Here is a 26,325-nt window from a genome sequence, read left to right on the forward strand (position 1 = left end):
ACTGACGGCTTACCGGACCTGCATTTGGGAGACGTGATTGATGCGCCGAACTCTGTTTAGTCTGACTGCGAGTGTTGCAGGAGTGGTCCTCGGCGCGGCGTTGGTTGCCAGCCCGGCTCTTTCCCTGTCCGAGCAGTATGAAACACCGCCGGAGCAGGATCCGGCAGTGGTGCTGGACGGTAAGCAACTTGGTCCGGGATATGCCGTTCTGGCACCGGTCCGCAGTGACGGTTTTCTGCGCATCTACCAATTGCAGACTGATTTGGGCGTCGAGCAGATTGAAGGCGACGGATTGCTGAAACTCAGACTTGCCGAACTCAAGGTTCTGGTTGCGCTGGAAAGCCTGAAGAACGATCAGAGCTTTGTCGATGGACTCAAACAGGCGGCCATGAAACCTGTTGAACTGGTCGAAAGCACGGTTTCCGATCCGGTCGGCACCGCCAAGAGCACCGTTTCGGGGGTTGGTCGGATGTTCGGGCGGCTGACCAAGGGTGTGGAGGCTGCGGTTTCGGGAAAAGGTGGCTCGGCGTCCGAGATTGCCAAATCCATCACCGGCCAGGCCAGGGCTGAACGTGAACTCGCCTATGAGCTTGGTGTCGATCCTTATACGTTTTACAAGCCACTTTCTGAAAAACTGAATGAAACCGCCAGTGTGACGACAGCGGGCAACTGGACCGTGACGGCAATAACAAGCCTCTTGCCCGGTGGCCTGATCGTCTCGGCTGCGCGTCAGGCAGATAATTTTCGCACACTGATCGTCGACAGCACGCCTGCCGAACTCGAGGAACGCACCGCCGAGACCTTCCGCAAGGCCGGTGTCTCCGAAAAGACGATCCTGAATATCAAGGCCAACGCCTTCTATACCGTTTCGGAAAAGGCCGCGATTGCCTACCAGCTTCAGGCCATGCCGGGCGTGCAGGACCTTGAACTGATAGCGTCAAAGGCAGCTGAGGCGGAGAGCCGGGACATTGCCTATTTCCAGCTGCGCCGGGTCGTTCTTCTGGAAACCTATAACCGCACGGTCTCTGGCCTCAGCCAGATCAGGGACGTCAACGGTATACCGGTTGCCCTTCGACGAGACGGCCTGGCAGCCATTGTTCTACCGCTTGATATGGTTTCCTGGACGCAAACAGTCGCGCAGACTTTCTCAAACATGCATGAAGGTCTGGTTCAACTGCCGTTCCCGCCATCGGGAGTTGATTTCCTGATAACCGGTGAATTGAGCCCCATGGCTGCGGAACGGTTGACGGCCTTCGGTTGGGAAATCACGGGAGATTATCCCATGCCGGATGGCCCGGTGCACTAGAGCATATCCGCTTGTTTCGGCCATGCAGGCTTGTGACTGGCGGGTCGGGCGATTGTTTTCTAGCCGGTCGCTTATACGCACTCCAGAACCGGGCCGGAGAGGCCGCTTTCCCAACCCAGGATGGCTCGCTTGCGGGTAAGTCCCCAATGGTAACCACCAAGCTTGCCACCCTTTGCAAGGACCCTGTGGCATGGCACGACAAAGGAAATCGGATTGCGGCCGACAGCGGTTCCGACAGCCCGCGAGGCCTTCGGATTTCCAAGACACGCAGCGATGTCGGAATAAGTTGTTGCCTGACCCATCGGAATTTTCAACAAGGTCTGCCAGACACGGATTTCAAAGTCGGTACCGATCATGACGATGTTCAGTGGTTGGTCTTCCTGCCATTTGCCGGGATCGAACACGCGCCCTGAATAGGAAGCCGTTGCCTCCTGGTCGTGGACAAACTGCGCCGCGGGCCAGCGGCTGCACATGTCTTCAAGCGCGCTGTCTTCCTCACCCGGATCTGCGAAACCGAGCCCGGCAAGACCTTTGTCGGTTGCCATCACCAGGACCTGCCCGAATGGCGACGGATGAAAACCATAGGCAATTTTAAGACCGCCGCCGCGATTTCGATAATCCCCCGGCGTCATGGCTTCATGGGTGACAAACAGATCATGCAATCTGGACGAGCCTGACAGGCCAACCTCATAGGATGCGTCGAGGATGCTGGCGGAATCCCTGAGAAGCGCTTTTGCATGATCCAGCGTGATGGCCTGAAGAAACTGTTTGGGTGTCAGGCCGGCCCAGCGCGAAAACACGCGCTGCAATTGGATCGGCTGAAGACCGACTTCCTTGGCAAGCTGTTCAAGCGTTGGCTGTTCACGCCAGTCCTCAGTGATCCGCTTCAGGGTTTGACGGACAACCGAATAGTTTTCGGCAGCTTCTTCACCGATGGCGATCGGTTTGGGCTCGCTGGCAAGGCTGGAAAGATCGAGTGCTTTGGTCATGTCGGATACTTCGCGTCTTCAAGTCTGAACCGACTTTAGCGGCTCAAGTGGTCCGCGGCGACCCGATTTGCGAGTTCGGTTCGATGACCGACGTCCCTATCCCAGAAGGTCCTTGAATTCGCTTGCCGATGCGGCCGGACCTTTGCGCGTGTTCAAAAGAAGGTTTGTCTCTGTTCCGGTAATGCCCTCAATCAGCCGGATCCGGTTCAGGGCGTCGTCAAACCCGGCAAGATCCCGTGTCGCGATATCCAGAACCAGATCCCATTTGCCGTTGGTGGAGTGGATGGCGCGCACCTCTGTCATGGCGCTCAGCGCGCGAATAACCGGTTCGGTGTTGTGCCCGTCCACGACGACCAGTGTAACGGCCCGGATGGGAAGATCCCGCCAGTCGTCCCTCAAGACCGCGGTAAACCCCAGTATTTCGCCGCTGTCGACCAGTTTCTCCATGCGGGATCGAACCGTGGCTCGAGATACTTTCAACTCGCCTGCCAAATCGGACACAGAGCAGCGTCCGTCGTGGCGCAGAAGCGAGATCAATCGAAGATCCAGATCATCCATCATCTCAATCCGGTAATTATCACTTATCAATCTGATAAATCAGACTGCACATTTGATCAAGTGATGGGATTTACTCCGCCGCACCGTTTTTAGACACTGATAACAAGTCATTGCGGGCGGAGGCTTTTCGTGAACGTCGTCAAGAAACAGATTGCCCTGGTCGGGGCACCGGTCGATGAAGGTGCAGGCCAAAAGGGCTGCGTCATGGGCCCCGACGCAATTCGTACGGCCGGGCTCGCCGGCACGCTCGAGGCGCTGGGCCATACGGTGGTCGACCATGGCAATGTCGTTCGGTCAGATATCGCCAGCGTGGCCCCGCCCAATCCGGTTCTGAGAAATTTTCCGGACTATGTCGCGTGGACCCGTGCGCTTCACGCCAAAGCCGCTGAACTGGGAACGGCGCCGGTTTTTCCGATCTATCTTGGTGGTGATCATGCAATGGCGGCCGGAACCGTTTCCGGCCAGGCAAGGGCTGCGGCGGAACTGGGGCGGCCGCTCTTTGTCCTCTGGCTTGATGCGCATTCCGACTTCCACACATTGGACAGCACCGACAGCGGCAATCTTCATGGCACGCCGCTCGCATTTGCCTGTGGTCTACCCGGTTTCGATGACCTGTTGGGCACTCCGCTGCAGCACACGGTCAACCCGGAAAATGTCGAGATCCTGGGTGTTCGTTCCATTGACGCTGCCGAGCGTGAAATGCTGCTCAGCCACGGCGTTGGTGTCAGCGACATGCGCCGGATTGACGAGGAAGGCATCGGAACCCTTCTCAGGCCGTTTCTTGACCGGATCAGGCAAGCCGACGGTTTGCTCCATGTCAGCCTTGATGTTGATTTCCTGGACCCGGAAATCGCACCGGCGGTCGGCACGACAGTTCCGGGAGGAGCGACCTTTCGGGAGGCCCATCTCGTCATGGAAATGCTCCATGACAGCGGGCTCGTCACATCGCTCGATCTCGTCGAACTTAACCCATTCCTGGACGAACGCGGAAAAACCGCGCGCCTGATGGTTGATCTCACCGGCAGCCTGTTCGGTCGCCGCGTCTTCGACCGTCCGACACAAAGTTTCTAGAGGATCACAACATGTCTTTCGTCACCCACAACCCCGAGCCCTCAGATCTGGCCTATGTGCCGTTCGTCAGTGTCGAGAACATGATGCGAAACGTTCGTTCCATCGGTGTTGAAAAGGCGTTGGTCGGCATTGCCGAATATATCGAAGAAGACTTTCTGCGCTGGGAAAGCTTCGACAAAAAGCCGCGCATTCCGGCGCATGCGCCGCAAGGTGTGATCGAATTGATGCCGACCAGCGATGGCAAGACCTTCGGTTTCAAATACGTCAATGGCCATCCGGAAAACATCCGCGACGGGTTGCAGACGGTCACCGGATTCGGCGTTCTGTCGGATCTTGCCACCGGTTATCCGGTCCTTCTGACCGAAATGACAATCCTGACCGCGCTGCGCACGGCGGCGAATTCGGCACTTGCTGCCAAGTATCTGGCGCCGAAGGGCTCCACCACCATGGCCATTATCGGCAATGGAGCACAGTCTGATTTTCAGTGTCTGGCCTTCAAGGAAATGCTCGGGATTACCGAGATCCGTGCATTTGATATCGACAGCACCGCAAGCCTTCGTCTTGCTCGCAATCTGGCCGATTCCGGCCTCAACGTGACCATCTGCAAGACCCCTGAAGACGCCATCGAAGGCGCCCAGATCATCACGACGGTTACCGCAGACAAGAAATACGCGACCATTCTGACCGACAACATGGTTGGATCAGGTGTTCATATCAACGCGATTGGCGGCGATTGCCCGGGTAAAACAGAGCTGCACAAGGATATCTTGCTGCGATCGGACATTTTCGTCGAATATCCGGAACAAACACGGATAGAAGGTGAACTGCAGCAGTTGCCCGAGGATCATCCGGTAACGGAACTCTGGCAGGTCTTTGCCGGACAGGTGACTGGCCGCACATCCGAAAACCAGATCACCCTGTTCGACAGCGTCGGATTTGCAATCGAGGACTTTGCCGCCCTGCGGTATGTGCGCGACCTGCTGCCGAGAACCGGTCACTTCGAAAAACTCGATCTGTTGGCGGATCCCGATGACCCGCGCGATCTCTATGGGATGGTGCTGCGTTCAGCTTCTGCCGACGACAATCAAGCGGCCTGATCAAAACCAAGACCGTGATTTCACCCTCGGCCACCGCTTAGCGGTGGCTTTTTCTTTTTGGTCCTGATCTTTTTAACGGGCGAGCGCAGCTTCGATCTCTTTAACGACGCCATCCGCAGCGGCTGCCGGATCGGTCGCCTGGTTGACCGGTCGACCAACGACCAGATAGTCGCTGCCGGCCTGGATGGCGTCTGCCGGTGTCATCACCCGTCGTTGATCTCCTGCGGCACTGCCGGACGGTCGGATGCCAGGGGTAACGATGACCAGGTCATCACCCAATATGGCGCGCATGTTTTCAGCTTCTGTCGCTGCGCAGACAATACCGCCCATGCCGGCGGCCTTTGCATCTCTTGCCCGAGCTTCGACCACTTCCGAAACCGGCCCGCGATATCCGGCCGCCACAAGATCATCTTCGTCCATCGACGTCAGCACCGTCACACCAAGCAGGCAGAGATTCGGGTTGCCTTCTTCCGCCAATCCCTTGACGGCAGCGCGCATGGTTTTCGGATACCCGTGCAGGGTCACGAAAGTCACACCCATTTTGGCGACATTGCGAACTGCTTTGGTGATGGTGTTGTCAATGTCGTGCAGTTTGACATCGAGGAATATTTTCTGGCCATCCGCCGCCAATTCCCTTGCAAACTCCAGCCCGCCGGCAAATTGCAGTTCCATACCGATCTTGTAGACGCCAACCTTGCCTTCGGTCTTGCGCACCAAAGCTTCTGCTTCGCCGACGGTCGGAACGTCGAGGGCAACCATCAGGCGGTCAAGTGCGGTTTTCGGGGCGAACGGGCTGGTCAGCATGGCGGGGCTCCTTGGCTGGTCGGAAGGCGCCTCGTCCATAGCACCTGAGTTGCAGCTTTGCCAGCGTCACACTATTCCGGATTTTTCAAAGTCCGCAAACGCCTGCGCATAATCTGCGTGCCACCGGGACAGCGCTGGCCGGTTCTCAATGATGTCGCCAATTGCCCATTCCGCGCGCCGCTTGTCGCGGGTGTTGTCGACATCGTTGTCCGGACACAGGATATAGAAATCACCTGCTGTCATCCGTTCAATGAAGTAATCGACCGTCTGTTCGCTGGTCCAGGCAGCAGCGGGTTTTTCCGGAATATGTTTCGCAATCATCCCGGTATAGGTAAAACCGGGAACGAACAGGTGAACTGATATCCGGGCACCGGCCTGCCGGAGTTCATGGGCCAGTTGTTCACTCAGGACCTTCACGGCTGCCTTTGAGGTGTTGTAGGCAGGATTTCCGGGGGGTGTCGTGATGCCCTGCTTGGAACCTGTGTTGACAATGACAGCGGGGCGACCTGCGTCGATCATGCGCTGTGTAAAGGCCTGAACCCCGCGCAAGACACCGAAGAAATTCACATCCATCAACCGCGTCCAGCTGTTGAAATTGTCCCAGCACGAAGACGGAACGCCGATACCGGCGTTGTTCATCAGAACGGCAACCGAACCGGTTTCGAACACCTTGTCGGATAAGGCCTCTACCTGCGCCATGTCGGTAACGTCCGTCGGGATCGCGATCACAGGCGCGCCTGACTTTGCAGCCTGGCGAACCGCTTGTGTTGCAGCAGCAAGCTTCTCGCCCGGCAAATCGGCCAGTACGACGCCAAGACCGGCTTCGGCAAAACGCGTCGCCGCAACCAGACCGACACCGCTTGCAGCCCCTGTTACGACCGCCAGGCCACCTTCGGAAACTGCCTTTTCATACATGCTGTTGACCTCTTTGATCGTGTCGCTGACAAATCGAGTGGCGCCTACTGGTCGTTTCAGCGGTTCTCCTATCATTCAGATGGTTTTGCCTGTGCCGATGTCAAACGGTCTGGGATGAAAACAAATGGAATGATCAAACCCGGCCAAAAGAAACAAGAGCTTTCATATTCTAAATGTCTGCGGAGATACCGCAGACGAAGCGTGTCGTCAGGCTTGCGAAAAGGGTCAAATTGATGGCCGATGCCGCGCTTGAATGGCCTGAAGCAGCCATGAGCCGATAAGTCGCTATTTCATTAGTCGGTTCAGGCTGCTACAACATCGCCGCCTGCCGGGACGCCCGGCTACGAAGGAGACCGTCACTCATGCGTACAGCGAGTGTATCGCGCGATACCAAGGAAACCCGCATTTCAGTCGAGATCAATCTGGACGGCACGGGCGCTTATGACGTCCAGACCGGTGTCGGATTTTTCGATCATATGCTGGAGCAGTTGTCGCGACATTCGCTGATCGACATCAAGGTCCGCGCTGACGGTGATACGCATATCGACTTTCACCATACGGTCGAAGACACGGGCATCGCCTTGGGCCAGGCCATTTCCTCCGCCCTTGGCGATATGGCCGGGATTACGCGCTATGCCGACACGCACCTTGCGATGGACGAGGCGCTGACCCGGTGTGCACTGGACGTATCAGGTCGCCCTTTTCTGGTCTGGGATGTCACATTTGACCGCGACAAGGTTGGTGAATTCGACACGGAACTGTTCGAAGAGTTTTTCCGCGCGTTTACGATGAATGCCGGGATCACCCTTCATATTGCCAATCTTTACGGCTCAAATTGCCATCACATTGCCGAAACCTGTTTCAAGGCCGTTGCCCGCACCTTGCGCAAGGCGGTTGAGATCGATCCGAGACAGACCGACCGCGTGCCGACCACCAAAGGTCAGCTCGGCGGCTAGAGCGGAAGAGGCGCATGAGCACTTATGTTGTGATGGCACCGCCTGAATTTGAAGATCTGGCCGGGGATCCGCGCCAGATCGACAGGCTTGCCTTCGTTCCGGACAAGTTTTCGTTTCTGGCATTCCTCTTCTCGATCGTCTGGCTGCTTGTTCACCGGATGTGGCTGGTGCTGCTTGGCTATCTCGCGGTGACCCTGGTCATCGAGGTTCTTGCGCTATCCATAAGTGCGGAAGCTATGGGCATCGTTGCGCTGCTCATATCTCTTCTCTTCGGTCTTGAAGCGCAGGCATTGCGCCGCTGGTCGCTGGAGCGCAAGGGTTGGCGTGTGATCGGGATCGCGGAAGGGGTGAGCCGTGATGATGCCGAACTCCGATTTTTACATAAAGAAGCCGGGCCTGCAGCGCCGGCTGAACAAGCGACAGACCAGAACCAGCGCCCCGGCCGTACTCCGATCGTCCCCAGGATCGGTAGTGAACAGGTGGTGGGCCTGACACTTGGTCCGGAGACCCGTCAATGACAATTGCAATTATCGACTACGGCTCGGGCAACTTGCGCTCGGCGGAGAAGGCATTCGAGCGCGCGGCCCGCGCTCATGCCCATGTACCGGACGTAATCGTAACGGCAGACCCGGAACGCGTGTTGAAGGCGGATCGCGTTGTTCTGCCAGGTGTCGGTGCGTTTGCGGATTGCAAGCGCGGTCTGTGGGCTGTCGACGGCATGCCTGAAGCGCTGGAAGAAGCCGTCCGCAAGCAAGGCAAGCCTTTCTTCGGCATTTGCGTCGGCATGCAGCTGATGGCCAGCCGTGGACTGGAATTCGAAATCGTGGAAGGTCTCGGCTGGGTCGAGGGCGATGTCGTGCAAATGAAGCCGTCCGACCCGTCCTTGAAAATTCCGCATATGGGCTGGAACACCATTGATCTCTGCCGGGACAGTCATCCGGTATTCAAGGGAATCGAGACGGGGCCGGACGGGTTGCACGCGTATTTCGTGCACTCCTACCATTTTGCCTGCGCCAATGAGGCGGATCGTCTGGCGACATTCGACTATGCCGGCACGTTCACGGCAATGGTGACCAGGGACAACATGATCGGCACGCAGTTCCATCCGGAGAAAAGTCAGCGTCTGGGTCTGGAACTCATCGCCAATTTCCTGGACTGGAAACCCTGACAAACGGAGACGGGAATGAAAAAAGGATACTGGATTGCCAGAGTGGATGTGAAAGATCCGGACAACTATCCCAAATACGTTGAAACGGCCAAGCCGGCTTTCGAACGCTTTGGAGCAAACTTTCTGGCGCGCGGTGGCGAAACCAACGCCATTGAAGGCCCTGGCCGGGCACGGAATGTCGTAATCGAATTTCCGAGCTTCCAACATGCAGTCGATTGCTATAATTCGCCCGAATATCAGGAAGCGGTTAAGATCCGCCAGCAAATTGCCGATGGCGAAATCGTCATCGTCGAAGGAACGTAAGAAGCATGATCCTCTTTCCTGCCATCGATCTGAAAGATGGCCAGTGTGTCCGATTGAAGCTTGGAGATATGGACCAGGCGACCGTGTTCAATGATAACCCCGGCGCTCAGGCCAAGGCCTTTGAGGATCAGGGTTTCGAATGGCTTCATGTGGTTGACCTCAATGGGGCTTTTGCTGGAGAAAGCGTCAACGGTGCTGCCGTCGACGCAATCCTGTCGGCAACGAAAAACCCGGTTCAACTCGGCGGTGGTATCCGCACGCTCGAGCATATCGAAACCTGGCTGGAAAAGGGGATTACCCGCGTCATCCTGGGAACCGTGGCCGTTCGCGATCCGGATCTGGTGAAAGAGGCCTGCCGGAAGTTTCCCGGCAAGGTGGCTGTCGGCATTGATGCCAAGGGCGGATATGTCGCCGTTGAAGGCTGGGCGGAAACGTCTGAACTGACCGCCATCGATCTTGCCAGACAATTTGAAGATGCCGGTGTTTCGGCCATCATCTACACGGACATCGATCGGGACGGTGTCCTGAAAGGTCTCAATATTCCATCGACCCTGGAGCTCGCGCGTTCCGTTTCCATTCCGGTGATCGCGTCCGGTGGCCTTGCCTCAATTGACGACATCCACCGCCTTCTGGAATCCGATTGCGCTATCCTGGAAGGGGCGATTTCAGGTCGGGCGCTCTATGACGGCCGGCTCGACCCCCAAGAAGCGATGGATTTGATCCAGGCCGCCCGGAGGAATGCATCATGACGTTGAAAGCCCGTGTCATTCCCTGCCTGGACGTCAAGGACGGCCGTGTCGTCAAGGGTGTGAATTTTGTTGATCTTGTCGATGCCGGCGATCCTGTGGAGGCCGCCAAGGCTTATGATGCAGCCGGTGCAGACGAACTCTGTTTCCTCGACATTACCGCAAGCCATGAAGGCCGTGACACGATCTATGATGTTGTCCGGCGAACGGCTGAAGCCTGTTTCATGCCGGTTACCGTCGGCGGCGGCGTGCGCTCCATAGAAGATATCCGCAAACTCCTGATCGCAGGAGCCGACAAGGTGTCGATCAACACCGCAGCGGTCAAAAATCCCGACTTCGTGCGCGAAGCGGCGGAAAAATTCGGGGCACAGTGCATCGTGGTTTCCATTGATGCCAAGCAGGTCAACAACCCGGGTGAACCGGACAGATTTGAAATTTTCACCCATGGCGGCCGCAACGCAACCGGCATTGATGCGGTCGAGTTTGCCAGAAAAGTGGTCAAGCTCGGCGCTGGTGAGCTGCTGGTCACCTCCATGGACAGGGACGGCACCAAATCCGGTTACAACATTGCACTGACGCGTACGATTGCCGATGCGGTGCCGGTGCCGGTCATTGCCTCCGGAGGCGTCGGCACGCTGGACCACATGATCGAAGGTGTGCGTGACGGACATGCCACGGCAGTCCTGGCGGCCTCGATATTCCATTTCGGCGAGTTTACAATTCAGGAAACGAAGCAGCATATGAATGACGCCGGCATACCGATGCGACTGGACGCCTGAGGGCCACTGAATTCGAGATCTGGAACATAGACCAATGACGAAGTTCACACTGGACGATCTGGACGCCATTATTGCTGCACGTGCGAAGAGTGAGGACGAGACCTCCTATACGCGCAAGCTTGTGAACAAGGGCGTTGCCAAATGCGCCCAGAAACTGGGGGAAGAAGCGGTCGAGGCGGCAATCGCCGCTGTTAAGGACGATCGGGAAGAATTGACGGCGGAAGCCGCCGATGTGCTTTATCATTTGCTGGTGGTACTGAACGTGTCCAGCGTTCCGCTTGGGGACGTCATGACGGAGCTTGCGAGCCGTACGGGACAGACCGGCCTTGAAGAAAAAGCGTCCCGGCCTCAGGATTAACATCTTGGCCTGCTAGAGCGTAAGGCGAGAAATGGATCAGAAAGTCGCGACGGCACTGGACATGGATTTGTCCCCCTATCGGGTGTTCTCCGAGCGCCAGTGGTCTCGGTTACGTGCCGATACGCCGATGACGCTGGACGAGCACGAAGTGGCGCAGCTTCAGGGTCTGAACGCTCCGGTTTCCATCGAGCAGGTGGAAACAATCTATCTACCACTTTCTCGCCTACTGGCCTTCTATGCCGAAGCGACGATCAGCATTCATCAGGCGACCCAGAACTTTCTTGGCCACCGCGATGGCAAGACGCCCTTCATCATAGGCGTCGCCGGGTCGGTTTCGGTCGGCAAGTCGACCACGTCCCGTGTCCTGCGCGAACTGCTGGCCCGTTGGCCGGCAAGCCCGCGGGTGGATCTGATCACCACGGACGGATTTCTTTATCCCAATGCGATCCTGGAAGCCGAAGGGCTGATGTCAAAAAAGGGGTTTCCGGAAAGCTTTGATCGACCCCGATTGCTGAAATTCCTGTCGGATATCAAGGCCGGGCACCGGAACGTGCGTGCTCCTGTTTATTCGCATTTCTATTACGATGTCATGCCCGGTCACACGGTGACGATCGACAAACCGGATATCCTGATCGTTGAAGGCCTGAATGTTCTGCAAACGCGGGAATTGCCCAAGGATGGTCGTGCGGTTCCGTTCGTCTCGGACTTCTTCGATTTCTCGGTCTATATCGATGCTGACGAGGATCTGCTGAGCAAATGGTATGTCGAACGCTTCATGCGCCTGAGGGAAACTGCTTTCCGCGATCCTGGGTCTTACTTCCATAAATATTCGCGTATTACGGATCAGGAAGCGGTTGAGACAGCGACCAGGATCTGGAACGAAATCAACCTGGTCAATTTGCGGGAAAACATTCTGCCGACGCGGCCGCGAGCGGACCTGATCCTGTCCAAGAATGCCAGCCATCGGATTTCGAAGGTCGCCTTACGGAAAATCTGACCTTCCAAAGCAAACGCCCGCAGCCTGAAGAGACCGCGGGCGCACATTTGTGAGAACTGTTCAACCTCAGGCGGCGGAGCGGTTCCGGACTTCCTGCAGGAATGATGCGACCTGATTGCGCAGCATGGAGGCGTTCTCCTTCAGTTGCTGCGCGGACGTATCAACTTTTTCAGCTGTGTCGCGAGTATTTTCCGCAGCGGACGCGACCGTCTCGATGTTTGTCGTCACCTCAACCGTACTGCGTGAAGCCTCTGTGGCGTTGCTCGCAATTTCCTGCGTGGCGACGCCCTGTTCCTCGACGGAGGAGGCAATCGAAGACGCGATTTCGTTCATGTTGTTGATGATTTCGGTGACCGAGGAGATCGCGGTGGCTGCATGACCGGTTTCCTCCTGGATTGCCGAGATCTGGCTTGAAATCTCTTCGGTCGCTTTTGAGGTCTGCGTTGCCAGTTCCTTGACCTCGGCAGCAACAACGGCAAATCCCTTGCCCGCCTCACCGGCACGGGCAGCCTCGATGGTCGCATTCAGAGCCAGGAGATTGGTCTGTTCCGCAATGGCCTGAATAAGTGTGACGACTTCACCGATACGGCTGGCTGAATCCGACAGGCCATTCATGCGCTGAGTGGTCGACTGAGCTTCTCCGGCCGCGCGTGCCGCGATTTCACTGGAGGATTGAACCTGCCTGCGGATCTCGTTGACGGAAGCGGACAGCTCCTCGGCAGCTGCTGCCACCGTTTCAACGTTATGCGCTGCCTGGGAAGAGGCGCTGGAAACAAGGCCGCTTTGTTCGGTGGTCTGTGCGGATACGCCTGTCATGTCTGCGGAAGCGACCTGCAGGTTCTCCACTGAGCTGTCAATGATGTTCATCATCTCCGATATCTGCTGGTCGAAGTCACTGCTGAGTTGTTGGATTTCGGCACCTTTGCGGGCCTGGTCTTCCTGTGCTGTGTTCTGCTGATCTTCCAGCTCGCGCCGCGCGGCTTCGTTCTGGACGAAAATTTCCATGGCGGTCGCCATTTGACCGATTTCGTCACCCCGGTCAGTACCTTCGATGGAAATATTGGTATTGCCGTCTGCCAGTGTGCTCATATTGGCCGTCAATGCCCGCAGCGGACGAACGGTTTGGCGAACCGCTACTACCGCAATTGCAATCGCGAAGAATGCACCGATGGCGGCAAGCGCAAGGATCGTGGTTGCTGCGCTCCAATAAGATGCATCCAGGTCATCAACATAAACACCGGTTCCGACCATCCAGTTCCAGGGTGTGAAACTGGCGCCCCAGCCGTATTTTTCAATTGCGACTTCGCTGTTTGCGCGCGGCCAGTAGTACAGCAGGGATCCGCCACCTGCCTTGGCCTGGCTGATCAGTTCCGCGACAATTGGAACTCCGCTCTTGTCCTTGAAGCCTATCATGTTGGTGCCGACGATCGAGGCTTTGGGATGAACCAGATTTGTGCCGTCATAATCGTAGACGAAAACGTAATTGTTGCCTTCGAACCTCATCGCACCGATGGCTGCCTTGGCAGCTGCCTGAGCGTCTGCGCGAGAAAGTTCGCCTGCCTTCTCAAGGCCCTGATAGTGAACTGCGATCGAAACTGCGCTGTTCGAAATTTCTTCAATTTTTCCAATTCGTTCACTGAACATTGCCGAGTAAAGGCTGTTCAGGCTAATTGCGCAGATCGCGACTGTGAACAATAGGATTGTTGCTATTGGTAGACTGATCTTCCAGGTAATTGGCCAGCGAGCGAATGACATAACAGGCTGATTCCTCTAATTTTTCCTAATAAGAGAAATCATGCAAACACCTGACTAAATGTTTAATAGGTCAGGTATTCTGTCGAATAATTTGCAGAGTTAGACGAAAGAGAGTCCCACACCCGCAAATTCTACTAAAAGGCAGGTGAATGCTTTAGCAACCCTGGGTTACTTTTACCTGCGTGCGCAAAACACGTCACGAAGCCCCGGACGTGTCCAGGTCGCGTTTTGAAGCTGGCCTTTCAAGACATGCCCCTGTGATTCGAAATAGAAGCTGTTTGCGCTGCCCTGGCGCTGCAGTGTGACCGCACCATAGCCCATTTCCGCGACTGTGGCAGACTGGCCATCGGGCGAAAACACAACATTCAGATCGATTCCGGCTGTACAAAGATAGTCGGCAACGTTGGTACGGGCAGTTTGCTGTTGCTGAAAAGTAGGTTGTTGATTGGCACCGCCGACATTTCCGGGAGGAACAGGCCCCGCCGGCAGGTTGTTGTTGCTGTTGAACGGATCGTTCTGAAAACCGCCTTGCTGACCACCAAAACCACCTGTTCCGCTGTTTCCGAATCCACCGGCTCCATTGGACCCGAAGCCGCCTGGATTGGCGTTACCGAAGCCTCCGGCGCCAGTTCCGAAATTGGCCGGTCCGTTGATGACAACTTCGCGGTAGGGCGTGCGAGTGACGTAAATTCCGCGACACTCACCGCTCGCTCCGCGAACTGTCCAGGCATGGGAAACATAGGTTTGCTGCTCGAGTATCTGTCCCGGTTCGAGGCGCGCATAAGGACGCTCGCCACCCCGGTAGTCGACCCAATGAACTTCCACCGGCTGTCGGCTGGCATTGCGAAACACAATCTGGCCGGGCCGAACCGCTTCGACCGAGCGCACACGGCCGAGTTCTGTACAGGACAGGTCGGAACCGGGTTCTTCGGTCTGCGCACCATCGGCGATAATCTGCTGTGGCAGAGCGCAGGTTGCAACGAACAGGCGTACCGGGTTAGCGCTGCCTTTGAGCGAAACCGGATAGGCGGGCATGCCTTCCACGGAAATGGACAGTTCCGATTGCCGGATCATTGCTTCCCAAAGCGGATCAGTCATCTCGATGTTGACTTCCGGCAGGGAAACGCCGGCTTCGTTTGCGTTCGAGGACCCGAACGCATTGTAGCTTGCAGTGAAGTCACCGGCATTGATGCGCACGGCTTGCGGCATGCCTTCCAGAAGACCGGCTGGAGCTTGCTGGAAGGTGATCTTGGCAAATCCGGATTGAGTGCTGCAGTCCGCGCGGAAATCCCGATTGTCGGTTTGCGGCAGAGTGTGCTGCAAAACGGATGGCGAGCCCGGCTGGCTGCCCGGTTCGGCAAACCATTGACGGGTCTCTGCCGGTGAAACGAGTACAGGTTGTGAATTTGCGGTTCCGCCGCCCGAGATGCTGTCCCGGACAATGGTTTCCAGATCGCCTGAGACTGCCGGCGTTTCGCTGCCGGTTTGTCCGGGCGTGGAAATAGGGGTATCCACCTGCTCAAGCGGCTTCAGACCACCGGTTGCGGAGGTCGCGTCGACTTCTGCAAGTTTGGAGCCGTCCTGCGTGTCGTCGTTGCCATCTGTAGCAGCTGGGCTCTGAGTAGCGGGAGAGGTTGACGGTGCGCTCGACGTTTGTGTGGGCGTGCCACCGACGGGTCCCGCTGCAATCCCGGAGTCCGATCCCACAACACGTGCTGTGGCACCCGGTTTGCCGTCGCTCGTAACGTCAACCACCAAAGCGCTGCCGCTGCAAATATTCGCGTCTCTGTGAAGTACCCGGCTGTTTTCCAGCGTGACTTCCAGTTTTACGTCGCAGGATGGTCGCTTGCTGTCGCTTCCTATTGTGTCAATGACGACACCTTTGTCGTCCCGGCTGATGATTGGCCGGTATTTTTTATTGACCGCAATCGAGCGGATACCGGGTTCCGGTGGTTCCACATTGATGCGCAGGGTTTCAGGCGCCGACTGGGCGAATGCATCGACACTCAGACCCGAAGACAGAAAAACAAGACTGCAAGCGGCCAGAAGGCCGGTTTTCAGAGCGGATGTGTGACGGGCATGAGCAGCAACAAGCCGCATGAACGATCTCCATGAGAGCGCAAGGGTTAACCACCAATTGGGGTTACTTAGGCAAAGTGGCGTGGAAAGGGCAACCCCGCAATCTGGTCAAAAAGCTGCTATCAGCGAGGGGCACGCTTTGCCAGGATCCGTTGCAGCGTGCGCCGGTGCATGTTCAGGCGGCGTGCTGTTTCCGACACGTTGCGGTCGCAAAGCTCATAGACCCGCTGAATATGTTCCCACCGGACACGGTCGGCCGACATCGGGTTTTCAGGTGGTTGAGCCTTGTCTTCCGGTTTGCGGGCCAGCGCAGCGGCAATGTCGTCCGGATCTGCCGGTTTGGCGAGGTAGTCGATTGCGCCAAGCTTCACGGCTGTAACGGCCGTTGCGATGTTACCGTAACCTGTCAGGACAATGGCTCGGGAGTCTGGGCGCCTCTGGCGGATCTTTTCGATCACGTCCAATCCATTACCATCTTCAAGACGCATATCCACGATTGCGAATGCCGGCGCTTTAACAGCGATCTTTGCGGCTGCATCCTGCACGCCGTCGGCCGTTTCGGTATCGAAGCCGCGTTTTTCCATGGCGCGCGCAAGGCGCTGCTGGAACGGCTTATCGTCGTCGACGATAAGGAGGCTCATATCTTCCGTCCCATTCAAGGAAGTCATCTGGTCCGTCATTTCGTCTTACCGTTATATTGACTCTTGTTGCGCAGGCGAAGCTCCCCTTTTGGGTTAGAGCCTGCTATTTCCATTATTTAATGCCGTTATGGGGCGAAAAAGATGTTTCGTCCACTCCGGCGCCGCGTTCGAACACTTCGCGGGGCCAGCTGACACGGATATGTGCCCCGCTTTGCGGAGGTGCCTGGTTATCGAGAAAGACCTTGGCTCCTGTACGTTCCAGCAGGGTTTTGGCAATGAAAATACCAAGGCCAAGACCGCCTCCGGTGCCGTCCTGTGGCGATTTACCGCCACGAACGGATACATAGGGGTCGCCGATCTTACCCATGATGTCGACCGAGAAGCCGGGACCATCATCCTTGATTGAAATTGACAAGGTCGTTTCATCCCATCTGGCAGATACGTCAACCCTTGATTTGGCGAAATCGACGGCGTTTTCAAGCAGATTGCCAAGGCCGTAGCGGATGGCGGCATTGCGTGTGCCAACAGGTTCCGATCCGTCGCCTTCGCGCGCGGTATGAATTGCAACGCCCATGCCGCGATGCGGATCGATTACGTCTTCCAGCAATTGGGAGACCGGCATGCGCTGATACGTCTGGTCCTGCTCGCTGGACAGGCTGGTCAGCTGCTGCAGGATCCCGCGACAGCGTTCAGCCTGGGACCGGATCAGGGCCACGTCTTCACCGCGAAGGTCATCGCTCTCGAATTCGTCCGTCAGTTCCTTTGCGACCAGATAGATGGTTGCAAGCGGCGTACCGAGTTCATGCGCCGCGGCGGTTGCAAGACCGTCAAGTGCGTTCAGGTGCTGTTCACGCGCAAGAACGAGTTCCGTGGCTGCAAGGGCGTCGGCAAGCTGCCGGGCTTCTTCTGCGACCCGGAACGCGTAGATCGCCATGAAGCCGAGCGTGGACACCAGCGCGATCCAGATGCCGACAGAATAGACGACGGGCAGCTTGAATTCGTCGCCAACGGGCCAGGGCAGTGGCAGATGCAGTACCGCCAGCAGGCTGGCGCAGGCCGTCGCCAGAATACCGAGAATGATCGTATAGCGTGCTGACAGCCCGGTTGCGGAGACCATGACCGGCGCCATCAGCAAAAACGCAAAGGGATTACCGAGGCCGCCGGTCAGGAACAGGAGGCCGCTCATCTGCAGAATGTCATAGGCAAGCTGCAGGGTGGCGGCCCGTTCGGAAAGCCGCATGGCCGAAGGCCACCGGATTTTCATGAAGATGTTGAGCCAGGCGGAAAATGCCACCATGGCAAAGGCCGGACCGGCTGGAAGAGGATATCCGAGGCCGACGTAAACGACCAGAAGCGCCGCAGTTTGCCCACCGACCGCGAGCCAGCGCAAACGCACCAGCGTGTCGAGTTTCAAACGTCTGTGCGGCAACGTGATATTGGAAGTCGGATGATCGGCCATGGGCCCCTTTTGAATCGGAATCCCGCCTCTGGCAAGGCCGTGGCTCTTGTGCACGCCGGTCGTAGATGGTAGCCAGCCGCTAACACGGTTGTCCGGAACACGCGGGCCGGCGGCCAACCGGAGGGATTTCAGAGCTCTTCATTTCAGAATAGCCCCGCGAAACGGAATGAAACAAATGACCGACACGAATGACGGCGGCGCACAGCCGCAAGCGGAAACCGCCGCTGCACCGGGCATGAACATCCTTGGCCAGTACATCAAGGACCTTTCGTTCGAAAACCCGAATGCGCCGCGTTCCCTGACCCAGGGCGATCAGCCGAAACTCGACATTAACGTGAATGTAGGCGCCCAGCAGTTGGGTGAAGACCAGTTTGAGGTCGTCTTGACCCTGACCGCCAAGGCCGAACGCCCGGACATGGTCATGTTCAACGTTGAGCTTGTCTACGCCGGTCTTTTCAAACTCACCGGTGTGCCGAAGGAACACATGCATCCGTTCGTCATGATCGAATGTCCGCGCATGATCTTCCCGTTTGCGCGCAACATTCTGTCCGAAGCGACCCGCAATGGCGGTTTCCCGCCGCTGATGCTGGATCCGATCGATTTCGCCCAGCTGTATCGCCAGAACATGGCGCAGCAGGCCGCATCTCAGGCGGAAGGCGAGCAAAAGCCGAATTAAGGCATTTGACTTTGCTATTCATAAAAAGCCCGCTCCTGGCCGGAGCGGGCTTTTGTTTTGAGTTCTTCAGCGTGTTGCCGGCAAAAGCATTCCGGTCAGGTCACCTCAAATTCCGGATCGAGTGGGACTTGCAGCGAGGTCACCAGATGGTTGGTCATGGCAGCGAGCCCGATAATCTGCGTCAGCTCACCATGTTCCTGGTCGGTCATGCCCTTGGCGCGCGCCGCAGCGGTGTGGGAATGCACACAATAGCCGCAACCATTGGCGGCTGAAACGGCAATGTAGATCATTTCCCGCGTCTTGGGATCAAGCGCGCCGGGCATTGCCATCACCGCTTTTACCTGCTCCCAGGTCCGTTTGAGTCCCTCGGGGTCATTCGCAAGGGCTCTCCAGACATTGTTTATGAAATCGGATCCCCTTGTTTCGCGGATATCGTCGAACACCGCCTTGACCTCCGGGATGGTTCCAGCTTCAGCGTCGGTCATCAGTTTCACGGTTGCCATGACGTTCCCTCATAATTTGGCGGTGTTCACGCTTCCTCCAGAAGGTCCGCCCAGCTTTTCGGATGATCGCCGTTCAGCGGGTTTTTAGGCGATCGCCTGTAGCGGATCGTTTCCATGCGGAAGCTGCGGGCGTCAAACATCATCATTCTGCCGACAAGCCCTTCCCCAAGACCGGTGATCTCCTTGATCACTTCCATTGCCTGCATCGCACCGATGATCCCGGTCAGGGCACCCAGAACACCGGCTTCCGCACAGGTCGGCAACAGGCCTTCGCGCGGTTTCTTCGGGAACAGACAACGGTAGGTCGGATTTAACGTACCGTCTTCTCCTGTCTCGAAGGGCCGCAATGTGGTGATCGATCCGTCAAACTGGCCGACAGCAGCAGTCACCAGCGGTTTCTTTGCGAAAAAACAGGCATCCGATGCCAGATAGCGCGTATCGAAATTGTCCGACCCGTCCACAACGAGGTCATAGTCGGAGACCAATGCCAGGGCATTGTGCCCGGCAAGGCGCGTCAGGTGTGGTTCGACACCGACATTCGGGTTCAGTCTGGCAATGGCTTCCGCGGCGCTGGCAACCTTCGGTTCGCTGAGCTGATCCGTGTCGTGAATGACCTGACGCTGCAGGTTGGACAGTGACACCGTGTCGTCATCGACGATACCGAGCGTGCCGACACCTGCGGCCGCAAGGTATTGAAGGACGGGAGCGCCAAGGCCGCCGGCGCCGATCACCAGAACACGGGCATTTTTCAGCTTTTGCTGCCCAGCCCCACCGATTTCCCGCATGACGATGTGACGGGCATAACGTTCAAGTTCGGCTGGAGAGAGCATGGTAAGTCCTGCGAATATTGAATCTGGCCGGTACAAAACCGGAAATTGGCCGATTGGCGACGGTGACTAGCCCAGTATCTTGCTGACCAGGCGTGCGGTGTAATCCACCATTGGAATGACGCGTGCATAGTTCAGACGGGTCGGCCCGATCACGCCCAGTACTCCCACGATACGCTGATTGCTGTCCCGGTAGGGAGAAACCACGAGCGATGAACCGGACAAGGAAAAGAGGTTGTTTTCCGAGCCGATGAAGATGCGCACACCGTCGCCCTGTTCGGCAAGACCAAGCAATTGGATGAGGTCTTTCTTGTTTTCCAGATCGTCAAAGAGAAGCCGGATACGTTCAAGATCTTCGGCGGCATCCAGATCGGTCAGAAGATTGGAGCGGCCTCGGACGATCAGAGTGTCGGGATCTCCGGAATTCTCACCACCCCAGACAGCCAGACCCGCGCTGATGACCTTTTGGCTGAGCTGGTCGAGCTCTGCCTGATCGGCATCGCGGACCCGCTCCAGTTCGGTGCGGATATTTGAAATTGTCCGTCCCTGAATTTGCGCATTGAGATAGTTGGTTGCTTCCACGAGCGCGGATGAAGGCAAATCGGCAGGTAGATCGATGACACGGTTTTCAACGGAGCCATCTTCGCTGACCAGGATGACAAGCGCTTTTTGAGGTTCGATGCGAACAAATTCGATGTGTTTCAGGCGCATGTCGGTTTTATGGGTCAGGACAACACCTGCACCCATCGAGAGTCCGGACAGCATCTGGCTGGCCTCGGTGAGAACCTGTTCGCTGGAATTCGCCTGCTGCGACGCCTTGACCTGCACATCGATATGCTGGCGTTCGTCCTGTGTGAGATCGCCGACTTCCAGAAGTGCATCGACAAAGAAGCGCAGGCCGATTTCTGTTGGCAGGCGGCCGGCACTTGTATGTGGGGAGTGCAAAAGTCCCAAATGCTCAAGGTCCGACATGACATTGCGCACGGAGGCCGGCGACAACGACATGGCAAGGTTCCGGGACACATTGCGGGACCCGACCGGTTCGCCGGTTTCCAGATAGCTCTCCACGATAGAGCGGAAGATTTCGCGGGATCTCTTGTCGAGGTCGCTGAGGCTCAAGGCATGTTCTCCGTCAGTCGCCGGTTCGCGGCGAGATACGTCCATACCCAAGATATAGGCGCAAAATGGTGCCGACGTGAAGGGACAGCATTCCTTGTTTCGAACCTGCCGGTCGGTTGGCCGTTTTCCCGGGTTCGATCACACGGTTTCAGGCTGTCGAAAGGTCCAATGCGAACAAGATGACTTCTAGCTCTTTACGACGCATGAAGTTGGGGTCTACAAGGCCTTCAGCAATGAAGGGAAACAGCCGTTTCTATTAAGCGTAAGCCGAAAGGGATTTTCATGCGTCCGTCTAAACGCGCAGCCGACGAACTCCGTGCAGTCACTCTGGAGCGCGGCGTTTCCAAACATGCGGAAGGTTCTTGCCTCGTCAAGTTCGGAGATACGCATGTTTTATGCACCGCCAGCCTGGAAGAACGGGTTCCACCGTGGTTGCGCGGTCAGAACCGCGGCTGGGTGACGGCAGAATACGGCATGCTGCCACGTGCGACCGGAGACCGGATGCGCCGTGAAGCCAGCGCCGGCAAGCAATCTGGCCGGACACAGGAAATCCAGCGCCTGATCGGACGTTCCCTGCGGGCTGTCGTCGACCTGGAAGCACTTGGCGAAGCTCAGATCACCGTCGACTGCGACGTCATTCAGGCTGATGGCGGTACGCGCACGGCTGCGATCACCGGTGCCTGGGTCGCGCTGCGCGACTGCGTCGAGTGGATGAAGTCCCGCGACATGGTCTCCGGTGAAGTGCTGAAGGATCACATCGCCGCAATTTCCTGCGGTATCTACGAAGGCGCGCCGGTCCTCGATCTGGACTACGCCGAGGACAGCACTGCTGAAACCGACGCGAATTTTGTTCTGACCGGTTCCGGCGGGATTGTCGAAATCCAGGGCACCGCGGAAGGTGCGCCTTTCTCCGAAGCGGAATTCGCGCAACTTCTCGGATTGGCGAAAGCAGGGATCGGCCGGTTGGTAGATCTTCAGAAAATGGCGATTCTTTAAGGACTTTCAGTCATGAGCCACCGGAAGCTGGAACCCGGCAAACTTGTCGTGGCAAGCCACAACAAGGGTAAGATCCGCGAAATCAACGAACTGCTTCAACCCTACGGGTTTGAGGTGGTATCGGCCGGTGAGCTCGACTTGCCCGAGCCTGAGGAAACAGGGCTGACTTTCGAGGCAAATGCCGCGATCAAGGCCGAGGCGGCTGCAACGGCGTCGGGTCTACCGGCGCTTGCTGATGACAGTGGCTTCTGCGTCGCTGCGCTGGGCGGTGACCCGGGCATCTATTCGGCGCGCTGGGCAGGACCTGAAAAAGACTTTGCCATGGCCATGCGTACCATTGAGGAAAAACTGCAATCGCTTGGTGCCACAACGCCTGAAGAGCGGCGGGGCTCTTTCGTTGCGGTTCTTTGCCTTGCCTGGCCGGACGGTCATCGGGAGTTTTTCCGCGGTGAGGTCGAAGGCGACATCGTTTGGCCTCCTCGCGGGACACAGGGCTTCGGGTACGACCCGATCTTCCAGCCGGACGGTCGTGCTCAGACTTTCGGCGAGATGACTTCGGAAGAAAAACACGGCTGGTCCAGGGAAACTCCGGCACTGTCCCACCGGGCCCGTGCGTTCCAGAAATTTGCCAGTGGTTGTTTGGGAGACTGACGGTCGTGACGTCGCAATCGGCAAAGGATGGTGGTTTCGGAATCTATGTTCACTGGCCGTTTTGCGCGGCCAAGTGCCCGTATTGCGATTTCAATTCCCATGTCCGTCATCAACCGGTCGATCAGGACCGGTTTGCAGCGGCATTTGAACGGGAGTTGACCCATTTTGCCGAGTTGACGGGCGGAAAGACGGTTCAGTCCGTGTTTCTCGGAGGTGGAACGCCGTCATTGATGGCACCGGAGACCGTCGACAGGATCCTGAATGCGATTTCCAATCGATGGTCGATGGATACGGATGCCGAAATCTCCATGGAAGCCAATCCGTCTTCCGTGGAAGCGGAACGCTTCAAAGGCTACCGGGCAGCGGGCGTGAACCGTGTCTCACTCGGCGTGCAGTCTCTGATCGACACGGAATTGAAGCTTCTGGGCAGACTACATGATGCGCAAACGGCGCGAAATGCCATTGAAATCGCGCGGGAAACCTTTCCGCGCCTGTCCTTCGACCTGATTTATGCGCGCCCTGAACAAACACTTGACGGATGGGCGGAGGAACTCAACCAGGCCATCGCGCTGGCTGCCGACCATCTGTCTCTTTACCAACTGACGATCGAAGAAGGTACACCCTTTTACAGGCTCTATCACACAGGCAAGCTGAAGATGCCCGATCCTGAACTCGGTGCTGAATTCTATGAATTGACCCAGGACGTGACTGCATCGGCCGGGATGCCTGCTTACGAGGTTTCCAATCATGCCAAACCGGGTGCTGAATGCCGGCACAACCTGGTGTACTGGCGCTATGGCGACTATGTCGGCGTCGGCCCGGGCGCGCATGGCCGGCTCACGGTCGGCGTCAACCGCCTGGCGACTTCGAACGAACGCCATCCGGAAACCTGGCTGGAAAATGTCGAGCGCACTGGACACGCGCTGGTCGAGAACATGGGCCTCAGCGAAGAAGAACAGGGCGACGAATTTCTGCTGATGGGCTTGCGCCTGAATGAAGGCATTGATTTGGCCCGTTACGAGCGATTTGCCCACAGATCCCTCGATCCGAAGCGCCTGAAGTCGCTTCTGGAGCACGGAATGGTGGAAGAAATCGGGGAAAACCGCGTTCGCGCGACACGAGAAGGCTTTTTTGTTCTCGATGCCGTCGTTGCCGATCTCGCGGCCTGAGTCAGTCCACACGTTCCCGTGAATTCTTCTACCAAGTTGATTTAAATACCCTATCTGGTTTTGTGCGTCGCACAGAATTTCGATGCCAAAACGAGATTCTCCAAATAAGCGAGAGGTTAAGCCCGTTAACGCATAACAATTAGCAGTATTGCAGGCAGTCGCTGGCCTAGCTATTCTGTTGCGATGCAATAGGTGATGTAAAAACAAGCGAGCCGCAAAGTGCGTAAAAACACGTCGCCAAAGGGGAAGGCAGCGGTTTCGTAAACAAAGGAGAGGCTTTTGCCTTTTTATCATCTTTACGAGCTGAATCACGCGGCCATGGCGCCGTTCAGAGCTGTCGCCGATATGACGAAGCTCTACTTCCAGAACCCGCTTAACCCACTGACGCATACCAGTTACGGCCGCTCGATTGCGGCCGGGTGTGAAGTTTTGGAACGCACGACAAGACGTTACGGCAAACCGGAATTCGGTTTGAAGGAAACGGTTGTCGGTGGCGTTCGGGTTCCAGTGCGTGAAAACACCGTGTGGAGCCGGCCCTTTTGCGACCTGATCCGCTTCGAGCGTGGCGTCACACCGCATCGCAACGATCCGAAAGTGCTGATCGTGGCTCCGATGTCGGGTCACTATGCGACCCTGCTGCGTGGCACCGTCGAAGCCCTGATGCCGGATGCGGATGTCTATATCACCGATTGGATAGATGCCCGCATGGTTCCGATCCAGGAAGGCAAGTTCGACCTGGATGACTACATCGATTACATCATTTCGATGCTCCATTTCCTGGGTCCCGATACCCACGTGCTTGGTGTCTGTCAGCCGTCCGTGCCGGTTCTTGCGGCCGTGGCAGTCATGGAAGGGCGAGAAGATCCCTACGTTCCGGCGACGATGACGTTGATGGGCGGACCGATCGACACGCGGGTTGCGCCAACTGCGGTGAATGACCTTGCGGTTTCGAAAGGCATCGAGTGGTTTAAGAACAATGTCGTCATGAAGGTGCCTTTCCCGCATCCCGGTTTCATGCGCGACGTTTACCCAGGTTTCCTGCAGCTTTCCGGCTTCATGGGCATGAACCTTGACCGCCACCTGACGGCGCATCGGGACTTTTTCCAGCATCTTGTGGAAGGCGATGGTGACAGCGCTGAAAAGCACCGCGAATTCTATGACGAATATCTCGCGGTCATGGACCTGACGGCGGAATTCTATCTGCAGACGGTCGAAACCGTTTTCATCGACCACGCCTTGCCAAACGGCACGATGATGCATAACGGCAGCGTTGTTGATTGCAGCAAGATCTCGCGGACCGCCTTGCTGACCGTGGAAGGTGAGAAGGACGATATTACCGGTCGCGGCCAAACCCGTGCGGCGCACGAGCTTTGCATCAACCTGCCGGACGATATGAAGGCGCATTACGAGCAGCCGAATGTCGGTCACTATGGCGTCTTCAACGGATCTCGCTGGCGTGCAGAAATTGCGCCGCGTGTAATGGATTTCATCCGCTCGAACCGGGCCGGCAGTCCAAAGCCTGTGCAAGCGAAAGCGGCTTCAAAACCTCAAACAAAGTCGTCCGCAAAAGCTTCGGCAAAAACGTCTGTGAAACCAGCCCCAAAGGCTTCTGCGAAGAAGCCCGCGGCAAAAACCAAACGAGTTGCCGGGTCGCTTGAAGAAATCCTGCTTGCGAAACCTGACGGCGCTGCTGACGATCTCAAGGCAATCACCGGTGTTGGCCCGAAACTGCAATCGGCACTCAATGAAGCAGGAATTTTCCACTTCTGGCAGATCGCGTCGTTAACGGAAAAGCAGATTGAGGCTTTGGACACCAAGCTGGACTTTCGAGGTCGTATCGATCGCGACAACTGGATTGAACAGGCGCGCCGTTTGACCGAAGCGGTCAGCTGATACTTTCAAGAAGCGGGCGCCGAACGTGGGTCCGCTTCTTCAGTCGTTCCCGATTTCAATGCAATTCCCTGAAAAACTCCGCTCCATGCGTTTGCGGTGGCAAATATACGTTTGGCAAAATTTTATTGAGTAAATACAAGCTTCTACGGCTCGCTGATATTTCCGTCACCGATCTGGAGTTTCAAGGATTTCCACCATCTTTGGGTCACAAATCCTTGAAGCAGCTTAAGACAATCCCCACCTGACATTTGTGGATGTCTTAAATGGATGGGACGATGACGACGACCAAAAGTTGCATGATTAAACCAGCCTGGACGCCTGTGACCATCGGTCTGATGGTGTTGGGTTTCGTGGTTTTCTGGCCGCTTGGCCTCGCCATGTTGGCCTATATTTTATGGGGTGACCGATTTGAAGGCATGGCTCGTGATGCCAAAGAGCAATGGCGGGGAAGCCCGATGAAGGGAGCATTTGATCAGATGTCAAAAACCGCCGGCCATGCCCGCACGGGCA

Annotated in this window: 28 protein-coding genes; 17 read left to right on the forward strand and 11 right to left on the reverse strand. The window is 56.8% G+C overall.

Annotated elements, in window-relative coordinates:
- The first annotated feature begins 40 nt into the window (after positions 1-40).
- On the forward strand, positions 41-1,306 hold the full coding sequence (locus K5905_RS02935) for a hypothetical protein (RefSeq protein WP_297580162.1): 1,266 nt from the start codon (positions 41-43) through the stop codon (positions 1,304-1,306).
- A 71-nt stretch (positions 1,307-1,377) separates the two neighbouring features.
- On the opposite strand, the gene K5905_RS02940 is transcribed toward K5905_RS02935, so the two are convergent.
- Together K5905_RS02940 and K5905_RS02945 are read right to left on the reverse strand one after the other, a co-directional pair.
- Positions 1,378-2,295 (reverse strand): bifunctional helix-turn-helix domain-containing protein/methylated-DNA--[protein]-cysteine S-methyltransferase, encoded by a 918-nt coding sequence (locus K5905_RS02940; RefSeq protein WP_297580164.1) that lies wholly within the window; start codon positions 2,293-2,295, stop codon positions 1,378-1,380.
- Between the two features lie 96 nt (positions 2,296-2,391).
- Positions 2,392-2,853 carry an Lrp/AsnC family transcriptional regulator gene (locus tag K5905_RS02945; RefSeq protein WP_297580166.1) on the reverse strand — a complete coding sequence of 154 codons (462 nt, stop codon included), beginning with the start codon at positions 2,851-2,853 and terminating at the stop codon, positions 2,392-2,394.
- 129 nt (positions 2,854-2,982) lie between these two features.
- On the opposite strand from K5905_RS02945, the gene rocF reads away from it, so the two are divergent.
- A complete protein-coding gene (gene rocF, locus K5905_RS02950) occupies positions 2,983-3,924 on the forward strand; it encodes an arginase (protein WP_297580168.1) in 942 nt (313 codons plus the stop codon).
- An 11-nt stretch (positions 3,925-3,935) separates the two neighbouring features.
- Positions 3,936-5,021: an ornithine cyclodeaminase gene (locus K5905_RS02955; RefSeq protein WP_297580170.1), complete on the forward strand. Its 1,086-nt coding sequence runs from the start codon at positions 3,936-3,938 to the stop codon at positions 5,019-5,021.
- A gap of 72 nt (positions 5,022-5,093) precedes the next feature.
- Here the strand turns inward: K5905_RS02955 and pyrF are convergent, their stop codons facing one another.
- Complete coding sequence (gene pyrF / locus K5905_RS02960; protein ID WP_297580172.1) at positions 5,094-5,825, reverse strand: orotidine-5'-phosphate decarboxylase; 732 nt, start codon at positions 5,823-5,825, stop codon at positions 5,094-5,096.
- Positions 5,826-5,891: 66 nt separating this feature from the next.
- Entirely contained in the window at positions 5,892-6,740 is an 849-nt protein-coding gene (locus tag K5905_RS02965; RefSeq protein ID WP_297580174.1) for an SDR family NAD(P)-dependent oxidoreductase, read from the reverse strand.
- Between the two features lie 362 nt (positions 6,741-7,102).
- Here K5905_RS02965 and hisB point away from each other — a divergent pair, with 362 nt between their 5' ends.
- The 8 genes from hisB to coaA are packed head-to-tail and all read left to right on the forward strand — an operon-like array spanning position 7,103 to position 12,047.
- The gene (gene hisB, locus K5905_RS02970) at positions 7,103-7,696 is read left to right on the forward strand and encodes an imidazoleglycerol-phosphate dehydratase HisB (protein ID WP_297580176.1); all 594 of its coding nucleotides are present in this window, start codon (positions 7,103-7,105) and stop codon (positions 7,694-7,696) included.
- A 14-nt stretch (positions 7,697-7,710) separates the two neighbouring features.
- A complete protein-coding gene (locus tag K5905_RS02975) occupies positions 7,711-8,214 on the forward strand; it encodes a DUF2628 domain-containing protein (RefSeq protein ID WP_297580178.1) in 504 nt (167 codons plus the stop codon).
- Entirely contained in the window at positions 8,211-8,864 is a 654-nt protein-coding gene (gene hisH / locus K5905_RS02980; RefSeq protein ID WP_297580180.1) for an imidazole glycerol phosphate synthase subunit HisH, read from the forward strand. Before K5905_RS02975 ends, hisH begins: the two co-directional genes overlap by 4 nt.
- A 15-nt stretch (positions 8,865-8,879) precedes the next feature.
- On the forward strand, positions 8,880-9,167 hold the full coding sequence (locus K5905_RS02985; RefSeq protein WP_297580181.1) for a DUF1330 domain-containing protein: 288 nt from the start codon (positions 8,880-8,882) through the stop codon (positions 9,165-9,167).
- A gap of 5 nt (positions 9,168-9,172) precedes the next feature.
- Complete coding sequence (gene hisA / locus K5905_RS02990) at positions 9,173-9,916, forward strand: 1-(5-phosphoribosyl)-5-[(5-phosphoribosylamino)methylideneamino]imidazole-4-carboxamide isomerase (RefSeq protein ID WP_297580183.1); 744 nt, start codon at positions 9,173-9,175, stop codon at positions 9,914-9,916.
- Positions 9,913-10,692, forward strand: a complete 780-nt coding sequence (hisF, locus tag K5905_RS02995; RefSeq protein WP_297580184.1) for an imidazole glycerol phosphate synthase subunit HisF — start codon at positions 9,913-9,915, stop codon at positions 10,690-10,692. The genes hisA and hisF overlap by 4 nt, the downstream gene beginning before the upstream one ends.
- A 34-nt stretch (positions 10,693-10,726) precedes the next feature.
- Complete coding sequence (locus tag K5905_RS03000; protein ID WP_297580185.1) at positions 10,727-11,050, forward strand: phosphoribosyl-ATP diphosphatase; 324 nt, start codon at positions 10,727-10,729, stop codon at positions 11,048-11,050.
- A 31-nt stretch (positions 11,051-11,081) separates the two neighbouring features.
- Entirely contained in the window at positions 11,082-12,047 is a 966-nt protein-coding gene (coaA, locus tag K5905_RS03005) for a type I pantothenate kinase (RefSeq protein WP_297580186.1), read from the forward strand.
- A gap of 66 nt (positions 12,048-12,113) precedes the next feature.
- On the opposite strand, the gene K5905_RS03010 is transcribed toward coaA, so the two are convergent.
- The 4 genes from K5905_RS03010 to K5905_RS03025 form a co-directional block, all read right to left on the reverse strand.
- Positions 12,114-13,802 (reverse strand): methyl-accepting chemotaxis protein, encoded by a 1,689-nt coding sequence (locus K5905_RS03010; protein WP_297580188.1) that lies wholly within the window; start codon positions 13,800-13,802, stop codon positions 12,114-12,116.
- A gap of 174 nt (positions 13,803-13,976) precedes the next feature.
- Positions 13,977-15,902 carry a hypothetical protein gene (locus K5905_RS03015; RefSeq protein ID WP_297580190.1) on the reverse strand — a complete coding sequence of 642 codons (1,926 nt, stop codon included), beginning with the start codon at positions 15,900-15,902 and terminating at the stop codon, positions 13,977-13,979.
- A gap of 101 nt (positions 15,903-16,003) precedes the next feature.
- Complete coding sequence (locus K5905_RS03020) at positions 16,004-16,561, reverse strand: ActR/PrrA/RegA family redox response regulator transcription factor (RefSeq protein ID WP_297580191.1); 558 nt, start codon at positions 16,559-16,561, stop codon at positions 16,004-16,006.
- Positions 16,562-16,634: 73 nt separating this feature from the next.
- Entirely contained in the window at positions 16,635-17,981 is a 1,347-nt protein-coding gene (locus K5905_RS03025; RefSeq protein WP_297580193.1) for an ActS/PrrB/RegB family redox-sensitive histidine kinase, read from the reverse strand.
- Positions 17,982-18,156: 175 nt separating this feature from the next.
- Here K5905_RS03025 and secB point away from each other — a divergent pair, with 175 nt between their 5' ends.
- Positions 18,157-18,657, forward strand: coding sequence for a protein-export chaperone SecB (secB, locus tag K5905_RS03030; RefSeq protein ID WP_297580194.1), 501 nt, complete (start codon positions 18,157-18,159; stop codon positions 18,655-18,657).
- A 95-nt stretch (positions 18,658-18,752) separates the two neighbouring features.
- On the opposite strand, the gene K5905_RS03035 is transcribed toward secB, so the two are convergent.
- The 3 genes from K5905_RS03035 to hrcA all read right to left on the reverse strand — a co-directional run bounded on the left by K5905_RS03035 (position 18,753) and on the right by hrcA (position 21,151).
- Positions 18,753-19,160 (reverse strand): carboxymuconolactone decarboxylase family protein, encoded by a 408-nt coding sequence (locus K5905_RS03035; RefSeq protein WP_297580195.1) that lies wholly within the window; start codon positions 19,158-19,160, stop codon positions 18,753-18,755.
- A 26-nt stretch (positions 19,161-19,186) separates the two neighbouring features.
- Complete coding sequence (locus K5905_RS03040; protein ID WP_297580196.1) at positions 19,187-19,990, reverse strand: molybdopterin-synthase adenylyltransferase MoeB; 804 nt, start codon at positions 19,988-19,990, stop codon at positions 19,187-19,189.
- A 66-nt stretch (positions 19,991-20,056) separates the two neighbouring features.
- Positions 20,057-21,151: a heat-inducible transcriptional repressor HrcA gene (gene hrcA / locus K5905_RS03045; RefSeq protein ID WP_297580197.1), complete on the reverse strand. Its 1,095-nt coding sequence runs from the start codon at positions 21,149-21,151 to the stop codon at positions 20,057-20,059.
- 237 nt (positions 21,152-21,388) lie between these two features.
- Here hrcA and rph point away from each other — a divergent pair, with 237 nt between their 5' ends.
- The 5 genes from rph to K5905_RS03070 all read left to right on the forward strand — a co-directional run.
- Positions 21,389-22,102, forward strand: coding sequence for a ribonuclease PH (gene rph / locus K5905_RS03050; protein WP_297580198.1), 714 nt, complete (start codon positions 21,389-21,391; stop codon positions 22,100-22,102).
- 12 nt (positions 22,103-22,114) lie between these two features.
- Positions 22,115-22,753 carry an RdgB/HAM1 family non-canonical purine NTP pyrophosphatase gene (rdgB, locus tag K5905_RS03055; protein WP_297580200.1) on the forward strand — a complete coding sequence of 213 codons (639 nt, stop codon included), beginning with the start codon at positions 22,115-22,117 and terminating at the stop codon, positions 22,751-22,753.
- Positions 22,754-22,758: 5 nt separating this feature from the next.
- Entirely contained in the window at positions 22,759-23,922 is a 1,164-nt protein-coding gene (gene hemW, locus K5905_RS03060; RefSeq protein WP_297580202.1) for a radical SAM family heme chaperone HemW, read from the forward strand.
- 279 nt (positions 23,923-24,201) lie between these two features.
- A complete protein-coding gene (gene phaZ / locus K5905_RS03065; RefSeq protein WP_297580204.1) occupies positions 24,202-25,815 on the forward strand; it encodes a polyhydroxyalkanoate depolymerase in 1,614 nt (537 codons plus the stop codon).
- A 275-nt stretch (positions 25,816-26,090) separates the two neighbouring features.
- Positions 26,091-26,325 (forward strand): DUF2852 domain-containing protein (locus tag K5905_RS03070; protein ID WP_297580206.1); only part of this gene is annotated, 235 nt, incomplete at its 3' end.

Origin of the sequence: Roseibium sp., from assembly GCF_025698965.1 — a bacterium.
Classification (GTDB): Bacteria; Pseudomonadota; Alphaproteobacteria; order Rhizobiales; family Stappiaceae; genus Roseibium.

Coding starts and splice junctions, on each gene's coding strand:
- K5905_RS02935 (WP_297580162.1), top strand. CDS start 41: ATGCGCCGAACTCTGTTTAGTCTGACTGCGAGTGTTGCAGGAGTGGTC.
- K5905_RS02940 (WP_297580164.1), bottom strand. CDS start 2,295: ATGACCAAAGCACTCGATCTTTCCAGCCTTGCCAGCGAGCCCAAACCG.
- K5905_RS02945 (WP_297580166.1), bottom strand. CDS start 2,853: ATGGATGATCTGGATCTTCGATTGATCTCGCTTCTGCGCCACGACGGA.
- K5905_RS02955 (WP_297580170.1), top strand. CDS start 3,936: ATGTCTTTCGTCACCCACAACCCCGAGCCCTCAGATCTGGCCTATGTG.
- pyrF (WP_297580172.1), bottom strand. CDS start 5,825: ATGCTGACCAGCCCGTTCGCCCCGAAAACCGCACTTGACCGCCTGATG.
- K5905_RS02965 (WP_297580174.1), bottom strand. CDS start 6,740: ATGTATGAAAAGGCAGTTTCCGAAGGTGGCCTGGCGGTCGTAACAGGG.
- hisB (WP_297580176.1), top strand. CDS start 7,103: ATGCGTACAGCGAGTGTATCGCGCGATACCAAGGAAACCCGCATTTCA.
- K5905_RS02975 (WP_297580178.1), top strand. CDS start 7,711: ATGAGCACTTATGTTGTGATGGCACCGCCTGAATTTGAAGATCTGGCC.
- hisH (WP_297580180.1), top strand. CDS start 8,211: ATGACAATTGCAATTATCGACTACGGCTCGGGCAACTTGCGCTCGGCG.
- K5905_RS02985 (WP_297580181.1), top strand. CDS start 8,880: ATGAAAAAAGGATACTGGATTGCCAGAGTGGATGTGAAAGATCCGGAC.
- hisA (WP_297580183.1), top strand. CDS start 9,173: ATGATCCTCTTTCCTGCCATCGATCTGAAAGATGGCCAGTGTGTCCGA.
- hisF (WP_297580184.1), top strand. CDS start 9,913: ATGACGTTGAAAGCCCGTGTCATTCCCTGCCTGGACGTCAAGGACGGC.
- K5905_RS03000 (WP_297580185.1), top strand. CDS start 10,727: ATGACGAAGTTCACACTGGACGATCTGGACGCCATTATTGCTGCACGT.
- coaA (WP_297580186.1), top strand. CDS start 11,082: ATGGATCAGAAAGTCGCGACGGCACTGGACATGGATTTGTCCCCCTAT.
- K5905_RS03010 (WP_297580188.1), bottom strand. CDS start 13,802: ATGTCATTCGCTCGCTGGCCAATTACCTGGAAGATCAGTCTACCAATA.
- K5905_RS03015 (WP_297580190.1), bottom strand. CDS start 15,902: ATGCGGCTTGTTGCTGCTCATGCCCGTCACACATCCGCTCTGAAAACC.
- K5905_RS03020 (WP_297580191.1), bottom strand. CDS start 16,561: ATGACGGACCAGATGACTTCCTTGAATGGGACGGAAGATATGAGCCTC.
- K5905_RS03025 (WP_297580193.1), bottom strand. CDS start 17,981: ATGGCCGATCATCCGACTTCCAATATCACGTTGCCGCACAGACGTTTG.
- secB (WP_297580194.1), top strand. CDS start 18,157: ATGACCGACACGAATGACGGCGGCGCACAGCCGCAAGCGGAAACCGCC.
- K5905_RS03035 (WP_297580195.1), bottom strand. CDS start 19,160: ATGGCAACCGTGAAACTGATGACCGACGCTGAAGCTGGAACCATCCCG.
- K5905_RS03040 (WP_297580196.1), bottom strand. CDS start 19,990: ATGCTCTCTCCAGCCGAACTTGAACGTTATGCCCGTCACATCGTCATG.
- hrcA (WP_297580197.1), bottom strand. CDS start 21,151: ATGGACGTATCTCGCCGCGAACCGGCGACTGACGGAGAACATGCCTTG.
- rph (WP_297580198.1), top strand. CDS start 21,389: ATGCGTCCGTCTAAACGCGCAGCCGACGAACTCCGTGCAGTCACTCTG.
- rdgB (WP_297580200.1), top strand. CDS start 22,115: ATGAGCCACCGGAAGCTGGAACCCGGCAAACTTGTCGTGGCAAGCCAC.